Genomic DNA, 23,018 nt, shown 5'->3' with positions numbered 1-23,018 from the left:
ACGGCGTTATTCAGCCCGTACCCGCCAGTGCAGTGCAAAGCCCGGATCAAACACCAGAATAGACTCACCCTGCGCCTCGACATTGGGCGGCAGTGGCTGTGCCTCAGTGGTTTTTTCCAGCAGCAGATACTCGCTGTTCGGCGCCAGACCATAGAAAGCCGGACCGTTGAGCGAGGTGAAGGCTTCGAGCTTATCCAGCGCGTTTTCCTGCTCGAACACCGTGGCGAGGGTTTCCAGGCACACCGAAACGTTGAAAATGCCGGCACAGCCGCAGGCACTTTCCTTGGCCGAACGCAGGTGCGGGGCGGAATCGGTGCCGAGGAAGAAACGAGAATCCCCGGAGGTGGCCGCAGCACGCAGCGCCAGGCGATGACTTTCGCGCTTGGCAACCGGCAGGCAATAGTAGTGCGGCTTGATGCCCCCCACCAGCATGGCATTACGGTTGATCACCAGATGGTGCGGGGTAATGGTGGCGGCGGTGTTTTCGGCACAGGACTTCACAAAATCAATGCCGTGGCTGGTGGTGACATGCTCCAGCACGATCTTGAGATTGGGAAAGCGGCTGCGTACCGGGCCCAGAGTGCGCTCGATAAAGACCGCCTCACGGTCAAAGATATCGATATCGGCATCCACCACTTCACCGTGTACCAGCAGTGGCATGCCGATTTCTTCCATGACCGCCAGCACGTCGTACACCGCCTCGACATTTTTGACACCCGCCGCGGAGTTGGTGGTGGCGCCCGCAGGATACAGCTTGGCCGCTACTATATAACCGGCGGCAAACCCCTGGCGCACATCCGCAGGATCCGTCTTTTCAGTCAGATACAGCGTCATCAGCGGCGTAAAGGGGTCCGTTGCAGGGCATGCTGCTTTGATCTGGTCGCGATATTCAATCGCCTGGGCGGTGGTGATGACCGGGTGTTTGAGATTAGGCATGATGATGGCACGGCGAAACCAGCGCGTGGTTTCGGGCAATACTTTTTGCAGTACTTCACCATCACGCACATGCAGGTGCCAGTCATCCGGATAGCGGATACGCACTTGGTTTGACATCGTCACGAACTCCCCCTGAAAAATTCTGCGAGGACCCAGAGCGTCCCCGCGTAACCGGCGCTAAGGGTACAACCAACGAGGGGGCCACGGCCAGTCAAAAACGCGGTCCGGTGCACGGCTTTGGGGTTTCGGACAGCCTCCTAAGGCCCGAGGCTCACCTTTTCCTGGTAGCGCTGGCGCAAAATCGCCACCCGTTCCACATAGACCTGGGTTTCGGCGTAGGGCGGCACCCCACCATACTTGCGCACGGCGCCTGCACCGGCGTTATAGGCGGCCACCGCCAGACGGGCATTGCCCTCAAAGGCCTGCAGCAATTCGGCCAGATGCCTTACTCCACCCTCTATGTTTTGCCCCGCATCAAAGGCATTCTCAACCCCCAGGGAGGCCGCGGTCGCCGGCATCAGCTGCATCAACCCCTGGGCTCCCATATGGGATAGCGCAGCAGGATTGAAGGCGGACTCGGCATGTATCAGCGCCCGCACCAGCGCGGGATCAACCTGATGCTCGGCGGCAGCCTTTGTCACCAGCTGGGCGTAGGCCGTCAGATTCAGCGGCGTATTGCGCCAGTTCACCGACGACACCGGATTACAGGCATAGCACTGGATCTTGACGATCTCGTAGGCCTGATTCTTCGGTTTCTGATCGGTGAAGCTCAATACGCCGGTGGGGGCGCGGTACTTGTAGATTTTCTGCCCGCGACTCCCCCCCAGCAGTTTGTCCCCCTTCGCGGCTTTGCCAACATTGGTGTACTCGATACGCCCATCCGGATGCACGATACGACGCAGAGTATCGGCCTGGGCAGCACCAACCCACAGCAGCGGCGAGGCGGCCAGCAGCAGGGTCACTAGGGTCATATTGGTACGGCGATCGAAAGTCATTACCTGAGTGTCAGCCATCAGGAGAAAATTTCAAGCTTTTAGAACATAAACTTAGAGCATTACCTTAGAGTATTGGCGGCCCACGTCAGCCGCCTTGCCATGCTTGCGCTTTATAGCGGCGTCAGCACTCGGCACTGGGGCGCATCAAGGGCCTGGTGGAGATGCGCGGTGCGCAGTGGCCAGCAAGCGCTATGTGCTCGAACTGCCCTCCCGCCAGTCTTGCAGCTGAGCTGTTTACGCCAAGTGATGACTACTAAGAGCCAAGCTCAAAGCTCTCGCCTGTCACCGCAGCCTCAACCGCCTCTAATCGATCCGCTTGAGGGTCGTCTTGTGTTGCCTCGCCCGTTCGACATAGTGCTCGGCACTGGCGCGCAGGCCGGCGATGGTCGCATCGTCAAGCTGCCTGATAACCTTGGCCGGGCTGCCGATAATCAGGCTGTTATCGGGAAAAACCTTGCCTTCGGTGACCAGTGCCCCTGCCCCCACCAGGCAGTTTTTGCCAATGACTGCGCCATTAAGCACCACCGCCTGAATGCCGATCAGCGACCCTTCGCCCACGCTGCAGCCGTGCAGCATGGCCTGGTGGCCAACGGTCACATTCGCAGCCAGGGTCAGCGGATAGCCCATGTCCGTATGAAATACCGCGCCTTCCTGCACATTGCTGCCGACACCGATCTCGATGGTCTCGTTATCGCCACGCAGCACCGCCTGGGGCCAGACACTGGCACCCTGGCGCAAAATGACCTTGCCAATTACCGTGGCCTGGTCAGCCACATAGCTGTCGTCGTGAATCTCCGGCACATGGCCGTCGTACTGGTAGATCGCCATTCGCGGCTCCCGTAGAACGTTGCTGATAAAAATGACCACAGATCAAACTTTAAAGCCAGAACAGCAGCGCAAGGCCGGCAAGGATTGCGGTCAGTAACGCATTCAGCGCCATGCCAATGGAACTGTACACACCCATCACGCTGCTGACCTGAAAGGCCGCCGCAGTGCCGATGCCATGGCTGGTGACACCCATGGCCAGGCCCTGGGCCCGTGCATCCCTTATGCCTAAGCGCGTCATCAGCGGTACGCCGATAATGGCACCGAAAATCCCGGTCACGGCACAGAGCACCGCGGCAAGCTCGGGGATACCACCCAGATCCTGGGCAATGCCCATGGCCACCGGAGCTGTGACGGACTTGGGCACAAGGGTCAGCAGGATGGTGCTGTCCAGGCCCAGCGCCCAGGCCAGCCCCACGGCACTGAGTACCGACACCAGGGAGCCTGCCAAAAGTGCGGGGATCAGCGCCGGCAGACTGCGCCTGATACTGCGCCTGTTCTGCCATATGGGCAGCGCCAGGCAGACCACCGCAGGGCCGAGCAACACATGGATAAACTGGGCACCGGTGAAATAGGCGTCATAGCTGACGCCGGTAATACTGAGCAGCAGCACCAGCTGGCACACTGTCAGGGCCATGGGATTGAGCAGCGCCGACTGCCCTGCGCGCTCGTACAACCAGCGCGACAGCACAAAAGCACCGAGGGTCAGCAGCAGCCAGGCCAGCGGGTCACGCCCAAGATAGACCCACAGCGGTGTGAGATCGGCATTCATGGCAGCAGCTCCTCGTCACTGGCAGGCGTAAAGCGGCGCGCAAGGCGGGCAAATATCAGCGCCGATACAATCAGCCCCGCCAGCAGGCTCAACAGCAGCACCAGAAACAACCGGCCCAGAATCGGGCTAACCAGCTCCAGATGGCTGACAATGCCCACGGCCGCCGGTACAAAGAGCAACGACAGGTTGGCCAGAAAGAAGTTGTTAACCTGCTCCAGCTCCGCCCAGGGCCGCCGGATAACAGCCAGCACCAGCAGAAACAGCACCATGCCGAGCACCGGCCCCGGTAACGGCAGCGCCAGTAACTCGGCCAGAACGGTACCTAATACCTGCAGGCCGATAATCAGTGTCAGCGCACCCAGCATGACACTATCCTTTGCTGTGCCTTGTTCAGCCTTTCAGCAGCCTGGCGGCCTTGGCACCGAGCCTCAGGCCGACGCACGCTGCACCGGCCGCGTGCCGCCGATCGCCAGGGTGATTGCATCGGCTGCGCGCATCACAGCCGCGCTGTAGTGATCCAGCCGGTCGCTGCTGACCCGTACCGAAGGCCCGGAAATGGACACCGCGGCTATAACTTCGGCGTTCTCATCGTAAATATTGGCGGCGATACAGCGCAGGCCATAAACCTGCTCTTCATCATCCACGGAGAAGCCCTGCTGGCGGATTTTGCGCAGCTCCTCCATAAAGACCGCAGGTGTCGTGATGGTGTTCTGCGTCAGGGACGCAAGCCCGGTGTGGTTGATGATATTGGTGACTTCCTCATCGCTCAGGCCCGACAGCAGCGCCTTGCCGACACCGGCGGCGTGCAGGGTGCCGCGACTGCCGATCTGCACCACCATTCGCATGACTTCGTTGCACTCCACCTGGCCAACGAAGACATGATTGTGGCCGTCCAGAATCGCCAGATTGGAGGTTTCCCCGGTTTCAGCCACCAGCCGTTTCATATGGCTGCGGGCTTCGGCCACGAAGTCGCGCTTCTTCAGATAGGCGCTGCCGACCGAGAATGCGGTCACGCCCACGGTCCAGAGTCCGCTCTGCTCGTCGAAATCGACAAAATCAAGCTGCCGCATGCTGTTCAGCAGGCGGTGTGCCGTGGACGGCGCCAGTGCCAGCTCACCGGCCAGTTCGGTCAGATTCAGGCCGTTGCTGGAGGCGGAAATGCGTTTGAGCAGCAGCAGTGCACGGGTCAGGGACTGCACCTGCACCGCACCGGAGGAGGTTTTCTTGCCGGCTTTGGGCCCGTCGTTCAGGCTGTCGTTCATCGGTTCTGTAATCCTTGCAGAAGGCCTGCGCCACACCAACTGCCGCTCCTAACGAACCTGATCGCTGGTAGAAAGCCTTGAAGATCAAGGCATGCCAAGCGATATAGTCAGCGGAGGCCGGCAGACTCAATGGGCGCCAGTTTATCACCCAAATGCCCACATCGCTGCCCCCTGTTTGCTCTGGGCGTTAGCCTGGCTTTTTAGACCGCCCCTTGAGACGGCCTGTTTAGCTTGCCCATTGACCTGACCTCTTTGGTTCAGCGATCCAACAGTTCGATCCAGTGCTGCACCGGACGGTCGGACTTTGACTCCAGATGCAGCTGACAGCCGATATTCGCCGTAACGATGCGCTGCGGGTCGTCCAGCGTCAGTGCCTTGAGCTTGTTTTGCAGCAACTTCTGACTCATTTCCGGCTGCAGGATGGAGTAGGTGCCGGCAGAGCCGCAGCACAGATGCTTGTCCCTGGTTTTAGCCAACTCTACACCGGCTTTTTCCAGTACCTGCTCCACTACGCCGCTTTGCTTCATGGCATGCTGCAGCGTACAAGGGCAGTGAAAGGCCACCTTGCCGGTGTCAGCAGGACTGGGTGCCAGCACCGACAGATCCTCCTGCAGCAGAACCTCACCCAGATCACGGGTCAGTTCGCTCACCCGCCGCGCCTTGTCGGCATAGGCCGGGTCATGGCGCAGCAAATGGCCGTATTCCTGCACCATGGCGCCACAGCCCGACGCCGTCATGACGATGGCTTCGGCACCGGCTTCAATGGCCGGCCACCAGGCATCGATATTGCGGCGCATGAAATCCAGGCCTTCGTCATGGGCCGACAGATGATAGCTGACCGCACCGCAACAACCGGCCCGGGGTGCTTCCACCAGACTGATGCCCAGGCGATCCAGCACCCGTGCGCTGGCCGCATTGGTGTTGGGCGCGGCCGCGGGCTGGGCACAGCCGGCCAGTGCCAGCATCACCCGGGGGTGACCGCTGGCGGGCCAGGGGCGTGATGTCCGCCTGGGCGGCAGCTTGGCCTTGAGCGCCGCCGGCAGCAGCGGTCTGATGCCCTGGCCCAGGCGCAGCAGGGGCCCAAAGCGGGCAGGATACGGCAATATCTGGCGCAGGCCCCAGCGCAACAGACGCTGCGCCGGCGGGCGCTCCAGCTTTTCGTCGACGATGGCGCGGCCTATATCCACCAGCCGGCCGTACTGTACCCCCGATGGACAAGTAGTTTCACAGCTGCGGCACGTCAGGCAGCGATCCAGGTGGGTACGGGTTTTTTCCGTGACCCGGCCCTCTTCCAGCAACTGCTTGATGAGGTAAATGCGCCCGCGCGGGCCATCGCGTTCATCATTCAGTTCCTGGTAGGTCGGGCAGGTCGCCGTGCAAAAGCCGCAGTGCACACAGCTGCGCAGAATGGACTCCGCCTCCTGCCCCCGCGTGCTCTGTTTAAACTCGGGAACTATGTTCGTTTTCATTGCAAACCTGCCTGTTACATCCAGCTATACAGACGACCGGGATTGAACACGCCATCCGGATCGAAAGACTGCTTGAGTCGCTGTTGAAGAAGCTGCAGTGCCCTGGCCTGCGGGTGCATCACATCCGCCTGGCGGTCACCACCGCGAAACAGGCTCACCTGCCCGCCTGCGGCCTCGGCCAGTTGCTGCATCTGCGCCATGCTGGCAGCACCACGATACCAGCGCTGGGCGCCGCCCCAGTCGATCAGCCAGTTGCCCGGCAGATCCGGATTGACCGCCGTGGACTTGATTGAAAAGCGCCATAGCGGCGCCTCGCCCTCAAAGAACGCCAGGGTTTGATCCCGCAATGCCGCCCAGAAGGACTCATCATCTTCCAGCAGCCGGCCCTGACTCCCTGAAAGCGGGCTCCCCGAATGCTGTCCCTGCCATTGCGACAGCGTGGCATCGACCGCGGCCCGGGCACCACTGAGGCGCAGATAGAGACGATTATCGAGCCAGCAGGCCGCCGACAGTGGTTTGGGCTCGGCAGCTCGGCGATTCATCAGTGCCACAGCGTCTTGCAGCGCCACATCGAACACCAGGGTGCGAGTGACGGCGGGCTTGGGCAGCACCTTGAGGCTGACCTCGGTAATCAGACCCAGGCTGCCCATGGCACCGGCCTGCAGCCGTGAGACATCGTAACCGGCGACGTTTTTCATCACCTGGCCGCCAAAGCGCAGGTGCTCGCCACGGCCATTCAGCAGGCGGACACCCAGCACCTGGTCGCGCACCGAGCTCCACCAGGGCCGGCCGGGGCCGGACTGATTGCACGCCAGGGTGCCGCCGATAGTGGCACCGCCGCCAAAGCCTGGAGGCTCGAACGACAGCATCTGATGCTGTTCATCCAGTGCCGCCACCAGCTCGGTCAGGGGCGTGCCGGCCCGGGCCGTGAGCACCAGCTCCACCGGCTGATAGCTGACGATACCGCTGTGGCCCGCCACCCTCAGGGGCTCACCACTGGCAACCCGCCCCATGAAGGCCTTGCTGTTGCCGCCGATAATATTCAGTTTGCGTGCGTCAGCCCGCGCCGACAGAATCTGCTGCTGCAGAAGGTTGGCCATGTCCGCCATATCAGGCTGCTCCCGTGTCAGAGGTGGATGCCGGCATCGGTCTTGTTTCCAGCGCCCGGTACTCCTGGCAATGGCGCAGCGTAGGCACACCCTTGCCGGGGTTCAGGGTACCGGCCGGATCAAAGGCATGCTTGATGGCGTTGAACTGCAAGAGCTCCTGCTCGTTGAACTGAATCGGCATCTGGCGGATCTTTTCGATACCCACGCCATGCTCGCCGGTAATGCAGCCGCCAACTTCGACACAGAGTTCCAGAATGCGGCCACCGAACTCCTCGGTTTTTTCAAACTCGCCCGGCACATTGGCATCGAACAGAATCAGCGGGTGCAGGTTGCCGTCGCCGGCATGAAAGACATTGGCGACGCGCAGCTGATACTCATCGGACATGCGCTGCATTTCGGTCAACACATGGGCCAGCTGGCCCCGGGGGATAGTGCCGTCCATGCAGTAATAATCCGGCGATATACGCCCCACCGCCGGGAAGGCCGACTTGCGCCCTTTCCACAGCAGGGCCCGCTCTGCTTCACTCTGGGAGCTGCGTATCGAAGTGGCGCCAAAGGCGGCAAACAGGCTCTCGACCTGGGCGATATGCTCCTGCACTTCCTCGGCGGTGCCATCCACTTCGCACAATAACAGCGCCTCGGCGCCCCTGGGATAGCCTGCCTTGGCGAAGTCTTCCGCCGCACGGATAGCATGGGTGTCCATCATTTCGAGACCTCCCGGAATAATGCCGCGGGAAATAATGCCCCCCACCGCATCACCCGCCTTTTGCACGCTGTCGAACGCCGCCATCACCACCTGGGCCTTTTCGGGCTGCGGCAGCAGCTTGACGGTGACTTCGGTCACGATGCCCAGCAGGCCTTCGGAGCCGGTAATCAGCGCCATCAGATCCATACCACAGCTATCCAGCCCCTGGCTGCCGATACTGAGCTTCTCGCCTGCAACACTGAGCATCTCGACACTGAGGATGTTGTGCACCGTAAGGCCATACTTCAGGCAATGCACCCCGCCTGAGTTTTCCGCCACATTGCCGCCGATGGTGCAGGCAATCTGGGACGACGGATCGGGCCCGTAGTAGAGCCCATGCTCGGCGGCCGCCTCCGTTATGGCCAGATTGCGCACGCCAGGCTGTACCCGGGCCGTGCGCGCCAGCGGGTCTATGGAGATAATCTGATTGAATTTGGCCAGGGACAGCACCACCCCTTCGGCGTGGGGCATGGCACCTGCGCAAAGCCCGGTGCCGGCACCGCGCGCCACCACCGGAACACTATGCTGATGGCAAATCTGCAGCACCCGCTGCACCTGCTCAACGGTGTCGGGCAGCACCACAATCAGCGGCATTTCACAGTACATCGACAGGCCATCGCACTCGTAGGGACGCTGGGTTTCGGCATCCTCGATCACGTACTCAGGCGAGATGAAACTGCGAAACAGCTGCACCAGCCGGGCCTTGTCGGGTTTGGATTTTTCAGTCATGACGGGAGCTCCGCGGCATCCAGACGCTTTGTTCAACGGCTCTGGTGTCGGCTTTGCAAAAAGTGATCAATACCGGCCTGGGCACAGTCCATATCCTGTGTCGGCGTACCGGAACTCAGGCCGATGCCGCCAACGACTTCGCCGTCCACCATCACCGGCAAGCCGCCGCCCACCACACACAGTCGTCCGCCCAGCGCAGTGTGAATGCCGAACACCAGATTACCCGGCACACAGGCGGCGTTGTATTCATGGGTCGCCTTGCGCGCCGCGCTGGCAGTAAAGGACTTGTCCTGGGCCAGGGTAATGCTGCTGACCTTGCCCCCGTCCATTCGCTCGAACGCCAGCAGATTGCCAGACTCATCGGTGATGGCGATGCACATGGGTACGCCTATTTCGATCGCCCTTGCCACGGCACCTTCAATAAGCACGCGGGCATCGGCCTGATCGAGTCGGTTGATGGTTAACATAAAAACTCCTGGAAAAGTGTGCGGGCGAGAACCTGAATGTCTTCGCCCGGGATCCGCCTGGCGGCAGCGCTCGTTACTCTTGGACAGACGACCCTATCAGCTTGTCTGTTGTGCTGTGTGCGATGCAGCCCGCTGCAGCACTTGCAGGGCCGCCGGTAGCGCCTTGTATTCACGCCGGCGCTGATGCAACAGCGGTTCGGTATAGCCACTGGGCTGCTTACAGCCCTCGAAAATCAGATCACAGGCCGCCTGAAACGTCACACTGCTGTCCAGATCAGGCGCCATCCTCTGGTACCCAGGGTCCGTTGCGTTTTGCGCATCCACCACCACCGCCATGCGCTTAAGGGTATCCATAACCTGATCGTCGGTACAGATGCCATGCAACAGCCAGTTGGCCAGGTGCTGGCTCGATATGCGCAGGGTGGCACGGTCTTCCATCAGGCCGACATTGTGAATGTCCGGCACCTTAGAGCAGCCGATACCCTGATCAATCCAGCGCACTACATAGCCGAGGATACCCTGCACGTTATTGTCGACCTCGGCCTGCACCTGCTCCGGTGTCAGACGCATGTCCCCCATCAGCGGCTGCGTCAGCAGGGTCTGCAGCGGAGCAAGAGTCCGTTGCTGCAGCGCCTGCTGGCGCTGCGCCACCTTCACCTGGTGATAGTGCGTCACATGCAGTGTCGCCGCCGTGGGCGAAGGCACCCAGGCACAGCTTGCGCCAGCCTGCGGATGGGCAATCTTGGCCTGCAGCATCCGCTTCATTTCATCGGGCATGGCCCACATGCCCTTGCCGATCTGTGCCCTACCCCGCAGGCCGCAGGCAAGACCTATATCAACATTGCGATCTTCATAGGCGCCAATCCAGGGCTGCGCCTTGATGGCATCCTTGGGCAGCACCGGGCCCGCTTCCATGCCTGTGTGAATTTCATCACCGGTGCGATCCAGAAAACCGGTATTTATGAAGAATAGCCTTTCACGTACCGCCCGAATGCATTCCGCCAGGTTGGCCGAGGTACGGCGTTCCTCATCCATAACGCCGACTTTAAGCGTATTGGGGGCCAGATCCAGCAACTGCTCTACACGCCCGAACAGCTCATTGGTCAGCGCGGCTTCTTCGGGGCCATGCATCTTGGGCTTGACGATATAGAGACTGCAGCTGCGACTGTTGCGCCCGGGCGCTGTGCCGCGCAGGTCATGCAGCGCGCACAGACTGGTGATCAGCGCATCGAGAAAACCTTCCGGCACCGGCTGATTGTCTCTGTCCAGCACCGCATCGGTGGTCATCAGATGGCCGACGTTGCGCACCAGCAGCAGGCTGCGCCCGTGCAGACGCAACTCCTCGCCCTCGGGCGTACTGTAATGACGATCGTCGTTCAGGCGCCGGGTGATGATCTCGCCGCCCTTGCTGAAAGTTTCCTCCAGCGTGGCTTTCATCAGCCCGAGCCAGCTGCGATACACCTGCACCTTGTCGGGCCCATCCACTGCGGCCACTGAATCTTCACAATCCATGATGGTGCTAAGCGCAGACTCCAGCACGACATCCTTAAGGCCCGACGCCGACAAGGCACCGATGGCGTGCTCGGGATCCAGCTGCAGCTCGATATGCAGACCGTTGTTACGTAGCAATATCGTCCTGGCGCCGTCCGGGGCGGTACCAAAACCGGCAAATTGCTGCGGGTCCTGCAGCGCGATGATTTCGCCACTGCCAAGGGTGACCACCAGACGGGTGATACCTGCGTCCTGCACCAAGGCGTAATCGGTGACCTGGACATGACTGCCACTGACCAGCGGCACCGCCTGATCCAGAAAATTCGCCGCCCAGGCAATGACGCGGGCTGCACGCTTTGGATTGAACCTGGCGCCTTTCTCGCACCCCTCGGATTCATCGATGGCATCAGTGCCATAGAGGGCATCGTACAGGCTGCCCCAGCGCGCATTTGCCGCATTAAGGGCAAAGCGGGCGTTGTTCACCGGTACCACCAGCTGGGGGCCGGCAATATGGGCGATTTCATCATCGACATTGCGGGTAGCGATCTCGAAGGGCTCGCCTTCGGGCACCAGGTAACCGATATCCCTCAGGAATGCCTGATACTGGGCCATATCGATGGGCCTGGTGCCATTCTGGCTGCGATAGCTGCGGTGCCAATCATCAACCTGCTGTTGCAGCTGATCGCGCTTGTCCAGCAGGCGACGGTTTTGCGGGCCCAGATCGTCCAGCAGGGTTTCGAACCCGGCCCAGAAGCGCCCGGGGTCTATGCCCGTGCCGGGTGCAGCCTCGTTGGCTACCAATGCATAGAGGTCGGCCGATACTTTCAGCCCACCGGTTTTGATTCTGTTGGTCATGGTCTCTACTCGCTTTGGTGATGGCCGGCGACAGGGCTGCCCTGCCACCGCCCATACCAGTCCCGTGAATGTGGGTCTCGATCCCTGAGCGGGTTCTGTGTTGAACGGGCCGCCGCAAAGGCGACCCGAAGGTAAAGGTCTATCCGTACGCCCTTAGCCGTACACCAGGCTCGGCAGCCAGGTCACCACGCCCGGAACCAGCACACAGATCATCAGCCCGAATGCCTGCAGCGCAAGGAACACCAGTGCGGACTTGAAGATGGTCGCCATGGTGATTTCCGGCGGGCATACACCGCGGATATAAAACAGCGCATAGCCAAAGGGCGGGCTGAGGAAGGACATCTGCATGTTCACCAGATAGAGCACGCCGAACCAGAGCACCACATCCTCCCCAGCCACACCCGGCAACCCAAACAGGCCGTCGAACTCCAGCGCCTGCACGATGGGAATGAAGATCGGCACCGCCAGCAGCAGAATGCCCACCCAGTCGAGGAACATGCCTAGAACCACCAGCAGTATCATCAGCAGAAACAGAATGCCGTAGGCCGACATGCCCGTGGACAGGATCGACTGGGTAATGAATTCCTGGCCGCCCTGTAGAATGTAAAAGCCGACGAATACCGAGGCGCCAAACATGATCCACAGCACCATGGCGGACGCCTTGGCGGTGGTGACAGAGGCATCCTTGAGCGCTTCCACCGAGAAAGCACCGTGTTTCATGGCCACCAGCATGGCACCGAAGGAACCGATACCGGCCGCTTCTACCGGTGTGGCGATACCGCCAAACAACAGCCCCAGCACCAGCATCACCAACACCAGCGGTGCGACCAGGTCCTTGAGAAGCAGCAATTTCTGCCCGAAGGTGATGCGCTCTTCCAGCGGCACCGGCGGCCCCAGCTTGGGGTTAAGTTTGGTGCGGATCAGTACATAGGCGATATACATGCCCGACAGCATGAGCCCCGGAATGATGGACCCGAGGTAGAGTTCGCCCACCGACTGCTGTGCCACCACGGCATAGAGGATCGCTAGAATCGACGGCGGAATCAGGATACCCAGGGTACCACCGGCCATAATGGAGCCCAGGGCAATCTGGTGATCATAGCCACGCTTGAGCATGGCCGGCAGTGCGATAATGCCCATGGTCACCACAGCGGCACCGATAACGCCCACCATGGCGGCCAGAATGGTCGATGCCAGGATGGTGGCGGTCGCCAGACCTCCACTGAGGCCACCCATCCACTTGTAGACGACGTTGAACATTTCCTCGATAAGGCCGGCCCGCTCCAACATAGACGCCATGAAGATAAACAGCGGTATGGCAGCCAGGTCCGAGTTGGTCATCATCGGGAAGATGCGCCCCGGTATGATATTCAGCATGGTGGCGTCGCCGACCAGATAGATAAACATGACCCCCAGACCGCCGGTAACGAAGGTCAGCGGGAGCCCCATCATCAGAGCGACCAGCAGGGAGCCAAACATCAGGTAGGTCAGGGGGCCAATAGCCACATTTTCCAGACTGCCGGCCAGACGAAACAGAAAGTAATCATCTTCGTAAGGGTCGTAGAAGAGCGTATTGATCATCTCGACACCGATGACCAGCGCCATGGACAGGGTCGCCAGAATCATCAGCCAGGTACCCAGGGTACCCATGACTGAGCCGCCCGTGCGGGCGCCGGCCAGGTTCAATTGCATCACTTTGGTATTCACGTGTTTGCCTCCCGTCCCATCAGGACGAACAACGCTATGTCCTTGATCAGTTTCGAGATCCCGGCCAGCAGAATCAGCACGGCACCGAGCAGCATGACCGCCTTGACCGGCCAATACTGGATACCCCAGGTTTCCACCGTGGTCTCATTCATGGCGTAGGCATCGGCAAAAAAGGTCCAGGACGTCCAGACCAGCGCCAGCGCGAAGATGAAAAAGAACATGGACGTAAAGATATCCATGCCGACACGTCCACGCTCGGGCAGGAAGTTGTACATCACATCCACCCGCACATGGGAGCCGTGCAGCAGCGCGAAGCCGCCCGCCAGCAGGTACTGCATGCCCAGCAACAGGAAGCTGGCCTCATGCACCCAGACCGTCGGCATGTTGAACACATAGCGCATGATGACTTCGAAAAAGTAAAAGCAGACCGCGTTTACCGTCCAGAAAGACACGAAAACACCGGATTTCTCGCTCGTCCAGTCGATAATCCGCGTCAGGCGATTACCTTTGAAAGGGTATTTGATAACGGGATCGTCATCGGCCTTGAGTTCGCTTTCCGGCGTCGTCGAAGATGCTAGCGCCCCCCTTTTTTTCACTTCCCGCTTATCCAGCGCAATCATGATCAGCGGCATAACCGCCAGCCAGCCCCAGTAAAACCAGTGCGGCAAGACAAAGCCGAAACCTTCCAAATCAGACATGACGTACTACCTCGCATAATGAACAGGGAGGGCTGGCAGCCCTCCCCCGAATTCAGCCCGCTTCGTTACTTCATGCCCTTGATGTCATCGGGAGTGATGTAGCCGACGGTATCGTTCATCATGTAATCGAGCTGTATGTCAAAGATGGCGCGGGCATCTGCATCCTTGTTGGCCCAGTTGAACCAGATGGGAATCGCAGCATGGCGAAACGCCTGTACATCCGCCTGTGACAGACGCGATACAGTGGTGCCATCGGCCTTGAACTTTTCCATGGCCGCGATATTGCGCTTCTGGATGGTCAGGTAGTGGCGCTGCGAGTAGTTGCGTACCTCGTCTTCGACGATCTTCTGCACCTTGGGTGGCAGCTTGTTCCAGGAACGCAGGTTAACGGTGAGATCCATCAGATCCACCGGCTGGTAGATCGACATCACGCCCGGAGGCCCCATCAGGATGGTATCGGTCACCTGTGAAAAGCCCAGTTCATAGTTGACCGCAGGACCGACATAATCCGCAGCGTCTATGGTGCCCTTCTCCAGCGCCGGAAAAATATCCGAGCCCGGCAGACTCACACTGGAGACGCCAAACTTGCCAAAGACTTCCGCCACCATGCCACCCGGCAAACGGATCTTCATGCCCTTGAGGTCGTCGAGTGACTTGACCGCCTTCTTGGAGTGAATGATATTGGCGTCGTGCTGGATCGGGCCTACATAGAAGAGGCCAAACTTCTTGTAGATCTCGCGGGTTTTTTCCAGCATGCCCATGCTGTAGAACATGGTGTCCCACTGAGCGGGCTGATCGGGGCCCGCCGGATAGGAGGTCAGGAACACGGACGCGGGGATCTTGCCGGACCAGTAAATGGTAAAGGGGTTCATGCCCTGAAGTACATTGTTGCGCACGGCATCGAACAGGGCATTGTTATCTGCGGCGACGGACTTGGCCGGGAACGGCTTGATCTTCAGCTCGCCGCCGGTCTTTTCCTCCATCTCGCCGGCCCACTGCTCAAACAGGTCGTAGCCCACGGTGCCTGCGTCCCACACGGACTGCACCTTCCAGGTCTGGGCGGCTGACGCCTGGGCCGGTGCCAGCAGAGTGGCACCAACAAGCGCGGCGGATGCCAGAGCGACGGATTTGATAAATCCACGCCGGCGCGGTGCGGTAGACTCGGTCTTGCTGTACTCGTTGATCATCGGATGATCTCCAGATGCCTTGTTATTGTATGAGTGACTCTGCATGGCCTTGTGCCACGGGTTTGGGCCCGGGATCTCGCGTCCCCGCTGCATCCAAACGCCTCGGCATATCCTTGCAGGCACCGAGATTCACCATATCCACCGACGACGTCTATCGAATTCATAACTGGTCAGACCAGTTTGTTCAGCTCTCGCATGGACGCTTCAGGACCGATAGCCGATAGTATGCGGGCTTGCACCCCTGCAGCCGGCACTTGCCGACACGCACCGGAGAACTGGTCCAACCAGTACGGAAGAATGGAAAACAAAGCCCCACCCATTGCCCAGTCGATCGCACGCCACCTCGAAGAACTGATCCTCGATGGCACCCTGGCGCCTGATCAGAAGCTGCCGTCGGAACGCGCACTGGTCACCAAGCTCGGGGTTTCCCGCGCCATTATTCGCGAGGCACTGCATGAACTGCACGGCCGCGGCATTATCGAGACCCGCCACGGCAAAGGCTCCTTCGTGTCCGGTATCGTCTCGCAACCCGAGGACACGGGCCCGCTGATGCAGCTGTACTTTGGCCACGCCCGCACCCTCTATGATCTGTTTGAAGTGCGGGAACAACTCGAAGGCCAGGCCGCCTTCCTGGCCGCGGAACGCGCCACCGAGACAGATCAGTACCGCATTACCCAGGCATTCGAAGCCATGGAGGCCGCCGACCCCCTGACCAATGCCGACCTGGACCACGCCTTCCACCGCGCCATCGCCGGCGCCGCCCATAACCCGGTGCTGGTGCATATTCTTAACAGCCTGAAGAACCTGACGCTCTATTCGGTACAGGCCTCGGTGCTGAACCTCAGCCACCGCAGCAGCTTCAAGCAGCAGATCGACAAGCACCACCGCCAGATCTACCACGCCATCATCAGCCGCCAGGCCCAGTGGGCCCAGAAAGCCGCAATGGCCCATGTACGCCACGTCAGCGATTCACTGCGCCAGATCGAGCAGCAGGAAAAGAACATTATTCGCGCAGCTCTGGTCGAGGGCGACGACGCCTGACCAGCGGGATGTCACAGGCCTGGGTGATCAGCGATCCTTGCCAGGCCGTGGAGCCGGTCGGGTTGCATTGTGCGCTCGCAACAGCGCCGACCTTTCGATAGCCGCCTTCCTTAAACTGCTTTGTGTAACCGCTTGCTCTCAGGCCGTTACAGACCCCCTCTCACTATCTCCCTACAAGTTGTTACGCCCTATTGCCCTGCCAAAAGGCTCTTTAGCCGATTCCGCACTTTAGTGCGCCAGCGGCACCCATAAGAAAAACATTTTTGAAAGCCACTTCTACCCAATGGAATTTTTATATTGCGGGTAAAAATGCCCACAAAAAAGACACAACATTTTGTTTTTATTGAAATTATACTGATTTTTATGCCTTAAATTTACGATTCCACATTACGAAATTCACTTCCATAAATATTGTAAAACACTTCCATAGCTGTTTTACTGGCTCCATCAGCGCGGCACAGCCGATGACAGACGCCTCTAAGGCAACCTCATCGACGCAGCGCTACCCGATCCGGATTTATCAGCTAACCTGGGAGGCCATCACCATGGCGAAAATGAGAGCAATTGAAGCGGCAGTTGAAATTCTGAAAATCGAAGGCATTGATACCGCCTTTGGCGTTCCGGGCGCGGCGATCAACCCGATGTATGCCGCCATGAAGAAACTTGGCGGTATCGACCATGTACTGGCACGCCATGTAGAAGGTGCCTCCCACATGGCCGAGGGCTATACCCGCAGCGCACCGGGCAATATCGGTGTCTGTATCGGCACCTCCGGCCCCGCCGGTACCGACATGATTACCGGACTTTATTCCGCCTCCGCCGACTCCATCGCCATGCTGTGCATCACCGGCCAGGCACCGCGCGCACGCCTGCACAAGGAAGATTTTCAGGCCGTGGATATCGAGTCCATCGCCAAGCCGGTCACCAAGTGGGCAACCACCGTACTGGAGCCGGGCCTGGTACCCCAGGTGTTCCAGCAGGCTTTCCACCTGATGCGCTCGGGCCGCCCGGGGCCGGTGCTGATCGACCTGCCCTTTGATGTGCAGATGGCGGAGATCGAATTCGATCCCGAGATGTACCAGCCGCTTAGCGCCTACAAGCCCGCTGCCAGCCGCAAACAGATAGAACGTGCGCTGGAAATGCTCAATGCATCGGAACAGCCCTTGCTGGTGGCAGGCGGTGGCATCATCAATGCCGATGCCTCCGAGAAGCTGGTCGAGTTTGCCGAGATCATTGGCGTACCGGTTATTCCGACCCTCATGGGCTGGGGCACCATCAGCGACGACCATCCGCTGATGGCCGGCATGGTGGGTTTGCAGACTTCGCACCGCTACGGCAACGCCACCATGCTTGAGTCCGACTTTGTACTGGGTATCGGCAACCGCTGGGCCAACCGTCACACCGGCTCGGTCGAGGTTTACACCAAAAACCGTACCTTCGTGCACGTGGATATAGAGCCGACCCAGATTGGCCGCGTCTTCACGCCGGATCTGGGGATAGTGTCCGATGCGGGCAGCGCGCTGGACCTGTTTGTCGAAGTAGCGAAAGAATGGAAGGCGGCGAACCGCCTCAAGGATCGCTCGGCCTGGGCGGCAGATTGTCTGGAGCGCAAGCAGACGATGCTGCGACGCAGCGATTTTGACAATATTCCGGTCAAGCCGCAGCGCGTTTATGCCGAGATGAACGCAGTCTTTGGTGAGGACACCTGCTACGTATCCACCATAGGCCTGTCTCAGATCGCTGCGGCCCAGTTCCTGCACGTGTACAAGCCGCGCAACTGGATCAATGCAGGCCAGGCCGGCCCCCTGGGCTGGACGGCGCCTGCGGCCCTGGGTGTCGTCAAGGCCAACCCGGATCGCGAAGTTGTCGCTATATCCGGCGACTATGATTTCCAGTTCATGATCGAGGAACTGGCGGTGGGTGCGCAGTTCAAACTGCCCTACATCCACGTTCTGGTGAACAACTCCTACCTGGGGCTGATTCGCCAGGCACAGCGCAACTTCGACATTGATTACTGCGTGCAGCTGGCGTTCGACAATATCAACGCGCCGGAACTGGATGGCTACGGTGTTGACCACGTTGCCGTTGTTCAGGGCCTGGGCTGCAAGGCCATACGGGTACGGGATCCGAACGAGATCGGCGCCGCACTTGAAGAAGCCAAGCGACTCAAGGCACAGTACCAGGTACCCGTTGTCGTCGAGATCATTCTGGAGCGTGTTACCAACATCTCCATGGGAACCGAAATCGACAACGTTAATGAATTCGAGGCCCTGCCGGCCTGATTGAGCGTATAAGTAGCTTCATCAACCGCAGCCCCGGTAGCGACCCCGGGGCTGCGACTGACCCGAAAACAGGAGATTTCCATGCCACGTCTGTGTGCCAACCTGTCCATGCTGTTCACCGAACATGACTTTCTCGAGCGCTTTGACGCCGCCGCCAGAGCGGGCTTTAGCGGTGTCGAGTACCTGTTCCCCTACGACTTCGCCGCAACGGACATCAAGGCGAAGCTCGACGCCAACGGCCTGACCCAGGTGCTGTTCAACCTCCCCGCCGGTGACTGGAATGCCGGCGAGCGCGGTATCGCCTGCCACCCGGATCGCACCGAAGAATTCCGCGCAGGCGTGCAGCGCGCCATCGACTATGCAAAGGTGCTGGGCAACAGCCAGATCAACTGCCTGGCCGGTATTCAGCCTGCAGGCGTCAGTACTGAGCAGGCCCAGAGCACCTTCGTTGCTAACCTGAAATACGCTGCGGCAGAACTTGAAAAGGCCGGCATCCGGCTGGTGATGGAAGCGATTAACACCCGCGATATCCCAGGTTTTTTCCTCAACACTACCGCCCAGGCACTGGCCATTCGCGATGCCGTTGGCAGCAGCAACCTGAGCCTGCAGTACGACATCTATCACATGCAGATCATGGAAGGTGACCTGGCGCGCACCATCGAGGCCAACCTCGGCGCCATCAACCATATTCAGCTGGCCGACAATCCGGGCCGGCATGAACCGGGCACCGGCGAGATCAACTACGACTTCCTGTTAAACTTCATCGACACTCTGGGGTACGACGGCTGGATAGGCTGTGAGTACAAGCCCGCCACCAGCACCGAAGCCGGTCTTGGCTGGCTCAAGGCCTACAACCAGATCTGACCCTGCAACGAAAGGAGAACACAGATGGCACGTATTGGATTTATCGGCACCGGCATCATGGGCAAGCCCATGGCAGAAAACCTGCAGAAGGCAGGCCACAGTCTTTATTTTTCCGAGCACCACTCCAAGGCACCAGCGGATCTGCTGGGCAGCAACGGTACCGCCCTGCCAAGCCCCAAAGCGGTAACGGAGGAATCCGAGTTCATCATCCTGATGGTGCCAGACACCCCCCAGGTTGAAGAGGTACTGTTCGGCGCCAATGGCGTGGCCGAAGGGGCTGCGGCGGGCAAGATCATTATCGACATGAGCTCGATCTCCCCCATCGCCACCAAGGAATTCGCGGCTCGCATCAACCAGACAGGCGCGGACTATATAGATGCACCTGTGTCCGGCGGTGAAGTGGGTGCCAAGGCGGCAACACTGACTATCATGGTGGGCGGCAGTGACGAGGCCTTTGCCCGTGCCAAACCGCTGTTCGATGTCATGGGCAAGAACATCACCCTGGTGGGGGGCAACGGTGACGGCCAGACCACCAAGGTGGCCAACCAGATAATAGTCGCGCTGAACATCCAGGCCGTGTCCGAAGCCCTGCTGTTCGCCTCCAAGGCAGGTGCCAATCCCGCCAAGGTACGTGAAGCCCTGATGGGTGGCTTTGCCTCCTCCAAGATTCTGGAAGTGCACGGCGAGCGCATGGTCAAGGGTACCTTTGATCCTGGCTTCAAGATCTGCCTGCACCAGAAGGATCTTAATCTGGCCCTGGAAGGCGCCCGGGCGCTCAAGCTGAATCTGCCCAACACCGCCAGCGCGCAGCAGAATTTCAGCACCTGCGCCGCACTGGGTGGTGAAAACTGGGATCACTCAGCCATGATCAAAGCCCTGGAACATATGGCCAATCACTCGATTCGAGACTGAAGCGTCTCTATGTAAGAGCAAAACTGGGGCTAGCCACGGCAGCCATGATCAACGTACTGGAACACCTGGCGAATCATGCAATCCCTGTCTGATTCGCCTCTGTAAAGCACAGATCGAAAAACGCAAAAAAAGGCGCCGAGCTTAGCCCGGCGCCACTTGCTCACCATAAACCGCGATTGACCCCTTAGACCTTTTTCAGGCATGTCCGCGCAATGGCTCGCGATGGAGTTACCTGAGTGTACCGGGCCGGCGCCCGGTTTTTTCGTTTAGGAGCCTCTGGCTATATAACAGCATCTGCCCTCGTCCCCTGCGTTCCCCTCGTCGACACCGGCCTGAACTAAACTTGAGATTATCCGCACAGTGCTGAGAAGCGTCTGGAAAAGCGCAGGACCATTTTTTGCCGGAGCAAGATCATGCCCATCGCAGCGACCCTGACAGAGCAATTGCAGCGTTATGCAATTCTGTTCGAATCCCATCCCCACCCCTATAGTCCCTCCTCCAGCGCCCGCATCGCACAAGCAGCCCATGTGCCCGGCCACCAGCTCGCCAAGGCGGTGGTACTCAAGCGCAGTGACGACAGCTACCTGGTAATGGTGCTGCCGGCGGATCATCGTATCCAGCTCGGGCGTCTGCACCTGATGCTGAACGAAAGGGTCGGCCTTGCGACCGAAACGGAAGTAAGGGAGCTTTTCCACGACTGCGACCCCGGAGCCCTTGTGCCCACCGGCGCAGCCTATGGTATCAAGACCCTGATTGACCGCCGACTGCTGGCCGAACCCTGCGTCTTTATCGAATCCGGCGACCACCAAACACTGCTAAAGTTGCCCGGCAAGGAATTCTGCCGGCTGATGGCAAGCGCCCAGCCGGTTGAAGCGGTAAAACACCTCTAGGAGATTGAAAATCTACCTGCATGGCTTCGCCAGCGCTTTCAACGCTCGGCAGACCTAAGGCAGTCTTAACTTGCCGCCAGGCGGCTTTCAAGCCAGGCGCTAAGCTGGGCTGCCGGCAGCGCACCGACCTTGGTATGCAACACTTCGCCATCGCGCAGCAACATCAGCGTCGGCAGACCACGAATACCCATATCACCGGTAATCTGCGGGTTTTCATCGACGTTAAGCTTCACAAAACGCACCTTGCCGGCATAGTTCTGCGCCAGGTTTTCCACCACAGGCGCTACGTCCTGGCAGGGCTTGCACCAGGGTGCCCAGAAATCGACAACCACCGGCAGTTCGCTGGACAAAACCTGCTGCGCGAAATCCGCATCACCCACGCTGTTTACATGTACGCTCATCTTTCTTGCTCCTTATGCACTGAATTAAAGCTGATAGGCGACACTGGGATCGCTCTTTGCGGCGACGGCCTTATCCACCGGCGTGACGCTCATGCCCGGCATGACCCGCATCAGACTGTTGACCATCACCTTGTCGCCCGCATTAAGCCCCTGTAGCACCAGGCGTCGCTCGCCCACCGCAGCGCCGAGCGTCACCGGGCGATAAGTCACCACATTGTTTTCATCGACGACATAGACGTATTTCTGATCCTGATTGGTTCCCAGTGCGCGCTGCTCAATCAGTAGCGCCTGCCCCTGCACCGGTGCAGCGATGCGCACACTGGCAAACATGCCGGGAATCAGGGCTCCGTCCGGGTTATCGAAGAGTGCACGGGCACGAATGGTGCCGGTCTGGGTAGAGAGATGGTTATCAAATGCATGCAGCTCTCCCGTGTAAACAGCATCATCGCCGCCGGACAGGCTCAGCGTGACCGCCAGAGGCCTTGCGCTGTGGTTGCGCACAAGGTTCAGGTAGGTCTGCTCATCCACATCGAATTCGGCATACAGGCGGTCGCTGGAAACAATGGTCGTCAGCACCGGACCATTGGCGCCGCCTTCCACCAGATTGCCGCGAGTCACTTCACTGCGGCTGATGCGCCCGCTGGTCGGTGCCTTGATGTGGGCGTACTCCAGATCCAGCTGCGCCAGATCCAGCGCGGCCTGGGCCGCATTCAGATCCGCCTGGGCAACACGATAATCATTGTTCACTGAATCGAACTGGCTTTTGGAAATGACCTTGCGGTATTCCAGCCCTTTGACGCGATCAAGCTCAACCCGGGCAAACTCGACCCTTGAGCGCGCCGACGTCAGGGCCGCTTTGGCGCTGGCGACAGCGGCAGCGTAAGGACGCGGATCAATCACGTAAAGAGGATCACCGGCCTTGACCTGCGCCCCTTCGCGAAACAGCACCTGATCGAGGCTACCGCTGACCCGGGGCCGGACCTGCACCACTTCCACAGCCGCAAGCCGGCCGGAAAATTCGCTCCAGATATTCACGGATTCAGGTTGCAAGGTCGAAACTTCCACCTGGGGTGCCACCGGTTGCGCCTGTGCCTGGGCGCCTGCGGCATGGGACTGCTGCGCGTACTCAAAGCCCGCCGCCCCGATAACCAGCATGGTGGCCGTTGTCATTACGAGCGCGATACGCCCCCTGCCTTTGCCGATACCCATTGTTCACCTCCGAACAGGCCGTTAAGAACCGACAAACATACCGGTCGGTTTAGTAGAAGGCAAGTTAACCATACCGGTTGGTATGCGTCAAGCAGAAAGCTATTCTGGGCGGCAAGAGGCAAGAGGCAAGAGGCAAGAGGCAAGAGGCAAGAGGCAAGAGGCAAGAGGCAAG

Annotated in this window: 21 protein-coding genes; 5 read left to right on the top strand and 16 right to left on the bottom strand. The window is 59.7% G+C overall.

Annotated features, from left to right (window positions below; translation table 11 throughout):
- Nucleotides 1–6: 6 nt before the first annotated feature.
- The 14 genes from pyrC to dctP all read right to left on the bottom strand — a co-directional run bounded on the left by pyrC (nt 7) and on the right by dctP (nt 15,247).
- The gene (pyrC, locus tag MRS74_RS16575; protein WP_254581391.1) at nt 7–1,053 is read right to left on the bottom strand and encodes a dihydroorotase; all 1,047 of its coding nucleotides are present in this window, start codon (nt 1,051–1,053) and stop codon (nt 7–9) included.
- A gap of 140 nt (nt 1,054–1,193) precedes the next feature.
- Nucleotides 1,194–1,931, bottom strand: coding sequence for a lytic transglycosylase domain-containing protein (locus tag MRS74_RS16570; RefSeq protein ID WP_254581390.1), 738 nt, complete (start codon nt 1,929–1,931; stop codon nt 1,194–1,196).
- A gap of 303 nt (nt 1,932–2,234) precedes the next feature.
- On the bottom strand, nt 2,235–2,759 hold the full coding sequence (locus MRS74_RS16565; protein WP_254581389.1) for a gamma carbonic anhydrase family protein: 525 nt from the start codon (nt 2,757–2,759) through the stop codon (nt 2,235–2,237).
- Nucleotides 2,760–2,808: 49 nt separating this feature from the next.
- Complete coding sequence (locus MRS74_RS16560; RefSeq protein ID WP_254581388.1) at nt 2,809–3,528, bottom strand: LrgB family protein; 720 nt, start codon at nt 3,526–3,528, stop codon at nt 2,809–2,811.
- A complete protein-coding gene (locus MRS74_RS16555) occupies nt 3,525–3,893 on the bottom strand; it encodes a CidA/LrgA family protein (protein WP_254581387.1) in 369 nt (122 codons plus the stop codon). Before MRS74_RS16555 ends, MRS74_RS16560 begins: the two co-directional genes overlap by 4 nt.
- Before the next feature lie 63 nt (nt 3,894–3,956).
- Nucleotides 3,957–4,790, bottom strand: coding sequence for an IclR family transcriptional regulator (locus tag MRS74_RS16550; RefSeq protein ID WP_254581386.1), 834 nt, complete (start codon nt 4,788–4,790; stop codon nt 3,957–3,959).
- Between the two features lie 257 nt (nt 4,791–5,047).
- Nucleotides 5,048–6,259 carry a glycolate oxidase subunit GlcF gene (gene glcF, locus MRS74_RS16545; RefSeq protein ID WP_254581385.1) on the bottom strand — a complete coding sequence of 404 codons (1,212 nt, stop codon included), beginning with the start codon at nt 6,257–6,259 and terminating at the stop codon, nt 5,048–5,050.
- A gap of 14 nt (nt 6,260–6,273) precedes the next feature.
- On the bottom strand, nt 6,274–7,368 hold the full coding sequence (glcE, locus tag MRS74_RS16540) for a glycolate oxidase subunit GlcE (RefSeq protein ID WP_254581384.1): 1,095 nt from the start codon (nt 7,366–7,368) through the stop codon (nt 6,274–6,276).
- Nucleotide 7,369: 1 nt separating this feature from the next.
- Entirely contained in the window at nt 7,370–8,842 is a 1,473-nt protein-coding gene (locus MRS74_RS16535; protein ID WP_254581383.1) for an FAD-linked oxidase C-terminal domain-containing protein, read from the bottom strand.
- Nucleotides 8,843–8,874: 32 nt separating this feature from the next.
- Nucleotides 8,875–9,309, bottom strand: coding sequence for a GlcG/HbpS family heme-binding protein (locus tag MRS74_RS16530; protein WP_254581382.1), 435 nt, complete (start codon nt 9,307–9,309; stop codon nt 8,875–8,877).
- A 96-nt stretch (nt 9,310–9,405) separates the two neighbouring features.
- On the bottom strand, nt 9,406–11,655 hold the full coding sequence (locus MRS74_RS16525) for a malate synthase G (RefSeq protein WP_254581381.1): 2,250 nt from the start codon (nt 11,653–11,655) through the stop codon (nt 9,406–9,408).
- A gap of 153 nt (nt 11,656–11,808) precedes the next feature.
- A complete protein-coding gene (locus tag MRS74_RS16520) occupies nt 11,809–13,362 on the bottom strand; it encodes a TRAP transporter large permease (protein WP_254581380.1) in 1,554 nt (517 codons plus the stop codon).
- Nucleotides 13,359–14,060 (bottom strand): TRAP transporter small permease subunit, encoded by a 702-nt coding sequence (locus tag MRS74_RS16515; protein ID WP_254581379.1) that lies wholly within the window; start codon nt 14,058–14,060, stop codon nt 13,359–13,361. The genes MRS74_RS16520 and MRS74_RS16515 overlap by 4 nt, the downstream gene beginning before the upstream one ends.
- Nucleotides 14,061–14,125: 65 nt before the next feature.
- Nucleotides 14,126–15,247, bottom strand: a complete 1,122-nt coding sequence (gene dctP / locus MRS74_RS16510; protein ID WP_254581378.1) for a TRAP transporter substrate-binding protein DctP — start codon at nt 15,245–15,247, stop codon at nt 14,126–14,128.
- 297 nt (nt 15,248–15,544) lie between these two features.
- Here dctP and MRS74_RS16505 point away from each other — a divergent pair, with 297 nt between their 5' ends.
- The 5 genes from MRS74_RS16505 (at nt 15,545) to MRS74_RS16485 (ending at nt 21,236) form a co-directional block, all read left to right on the top strand.
- A complete protein-coding gene (locus tag MRS74_RS16505) occupies nt 15,545–16,288 on the top strand; it encodes an FCD domain-containing protein (protein WP_254581377.1) in 744 nt (247 codons plus the stop codon).
- A gap of 545 nt (nt 16,289–16,833) precedes the next feature.
- A complete protein-coding gene (gene gcl, locus MRS74_RS16500) occupies nt 16,834–18,570 on the top strand; it encodes a glyoxylate carboligase (RefSeq protein WP_254581376.1) in 1,737 nt (578 codons plus the stop codon).
- Nucleotides 18,571–18,651: 81 nt separating this feature from the next.
- A complete protein-coding gene (gene hyi, locus MRS74_RS16495) occupies nt 18,652–19,434 on the top strand; it encodes a hydroxypyruvate isomerase (RefSeq protein ID WP_254581375.1) in 783 nt (260 codons plus the stop codon).
- Between the two features lie 24 nt (nt 19,435–19,458).
- Nucleotides 19,459–20,346, top strand: coding sequence for a 2-hydroxy-3-oxopropionate reductase (locus MRS74_RS16490; protein WP_254581374.1), 888 nt, complete (start codon nt 19,459–19,461; stop codon nt 20,344–20,346).
- 413 nt (nt 20,347–20,759) lie between these two features.
- Complete coding sequence (locus MRS74_RS16485; RefSeq protein WP_254581373.1) at nt 20,760–21,236, top strand: aminoacyl-tRNA deacylase; 477 nt, start codon at nt 20,760–20,762, stop codon at nt 21,234–21,236.
- A 65-nt stretch (nt 21,237–21,301) separates the two neighbouring features.
- On the opposite strand, the gene trxA is transcribed toward MRS74_RS16485, so the two are convergent.
- Both trxA and MRS74_RS16475 read right to left on the bottom strand, forming a co-directional pair.
- The gene (gene trxA, locus MRS74_RS16480; RefSeq protein ID WP_254581372.1) at nt 21,302–21,637 is read right to left on the bottom strand and encodes a thioredoxin; all 336 of its coding nucleotides are present in this window, start codon (nt 21,635–21,637) and stop codon (nt 21,302–21,304) included.
- 24 nt (nt 21,638–21,661) lie between these two features.
- Complete coding sequence (locus MRS74_RS16475) at nt 21,662–22,846, bottom strand: efflux RND transporter periplasmic adaptor subunit (RefSeq protein ID WP_254581371.1); 1,185 nt, start codon at nt 22,844–22,846, stop codon at nt 21,662–21,664.
- Nucleotides 22,847–23,018: the final 172 nt, after the last annotated feature.

The sequence above is a fragment of the Marinobacterium sedimentorum genome, assembly GCF_024267675.1.
GTDB lineage: Bacteria > Pseudomonadota > Gammaproteobacteria > Pseudomonadales > Balneatricaceae > Marinobacterium_A > Marinobacterium_A sedimentorum.
Note: the sequence above shows the minus strand (reverse complement) of the source record. Positions and strands in the feature narration are given on the sequence as shown.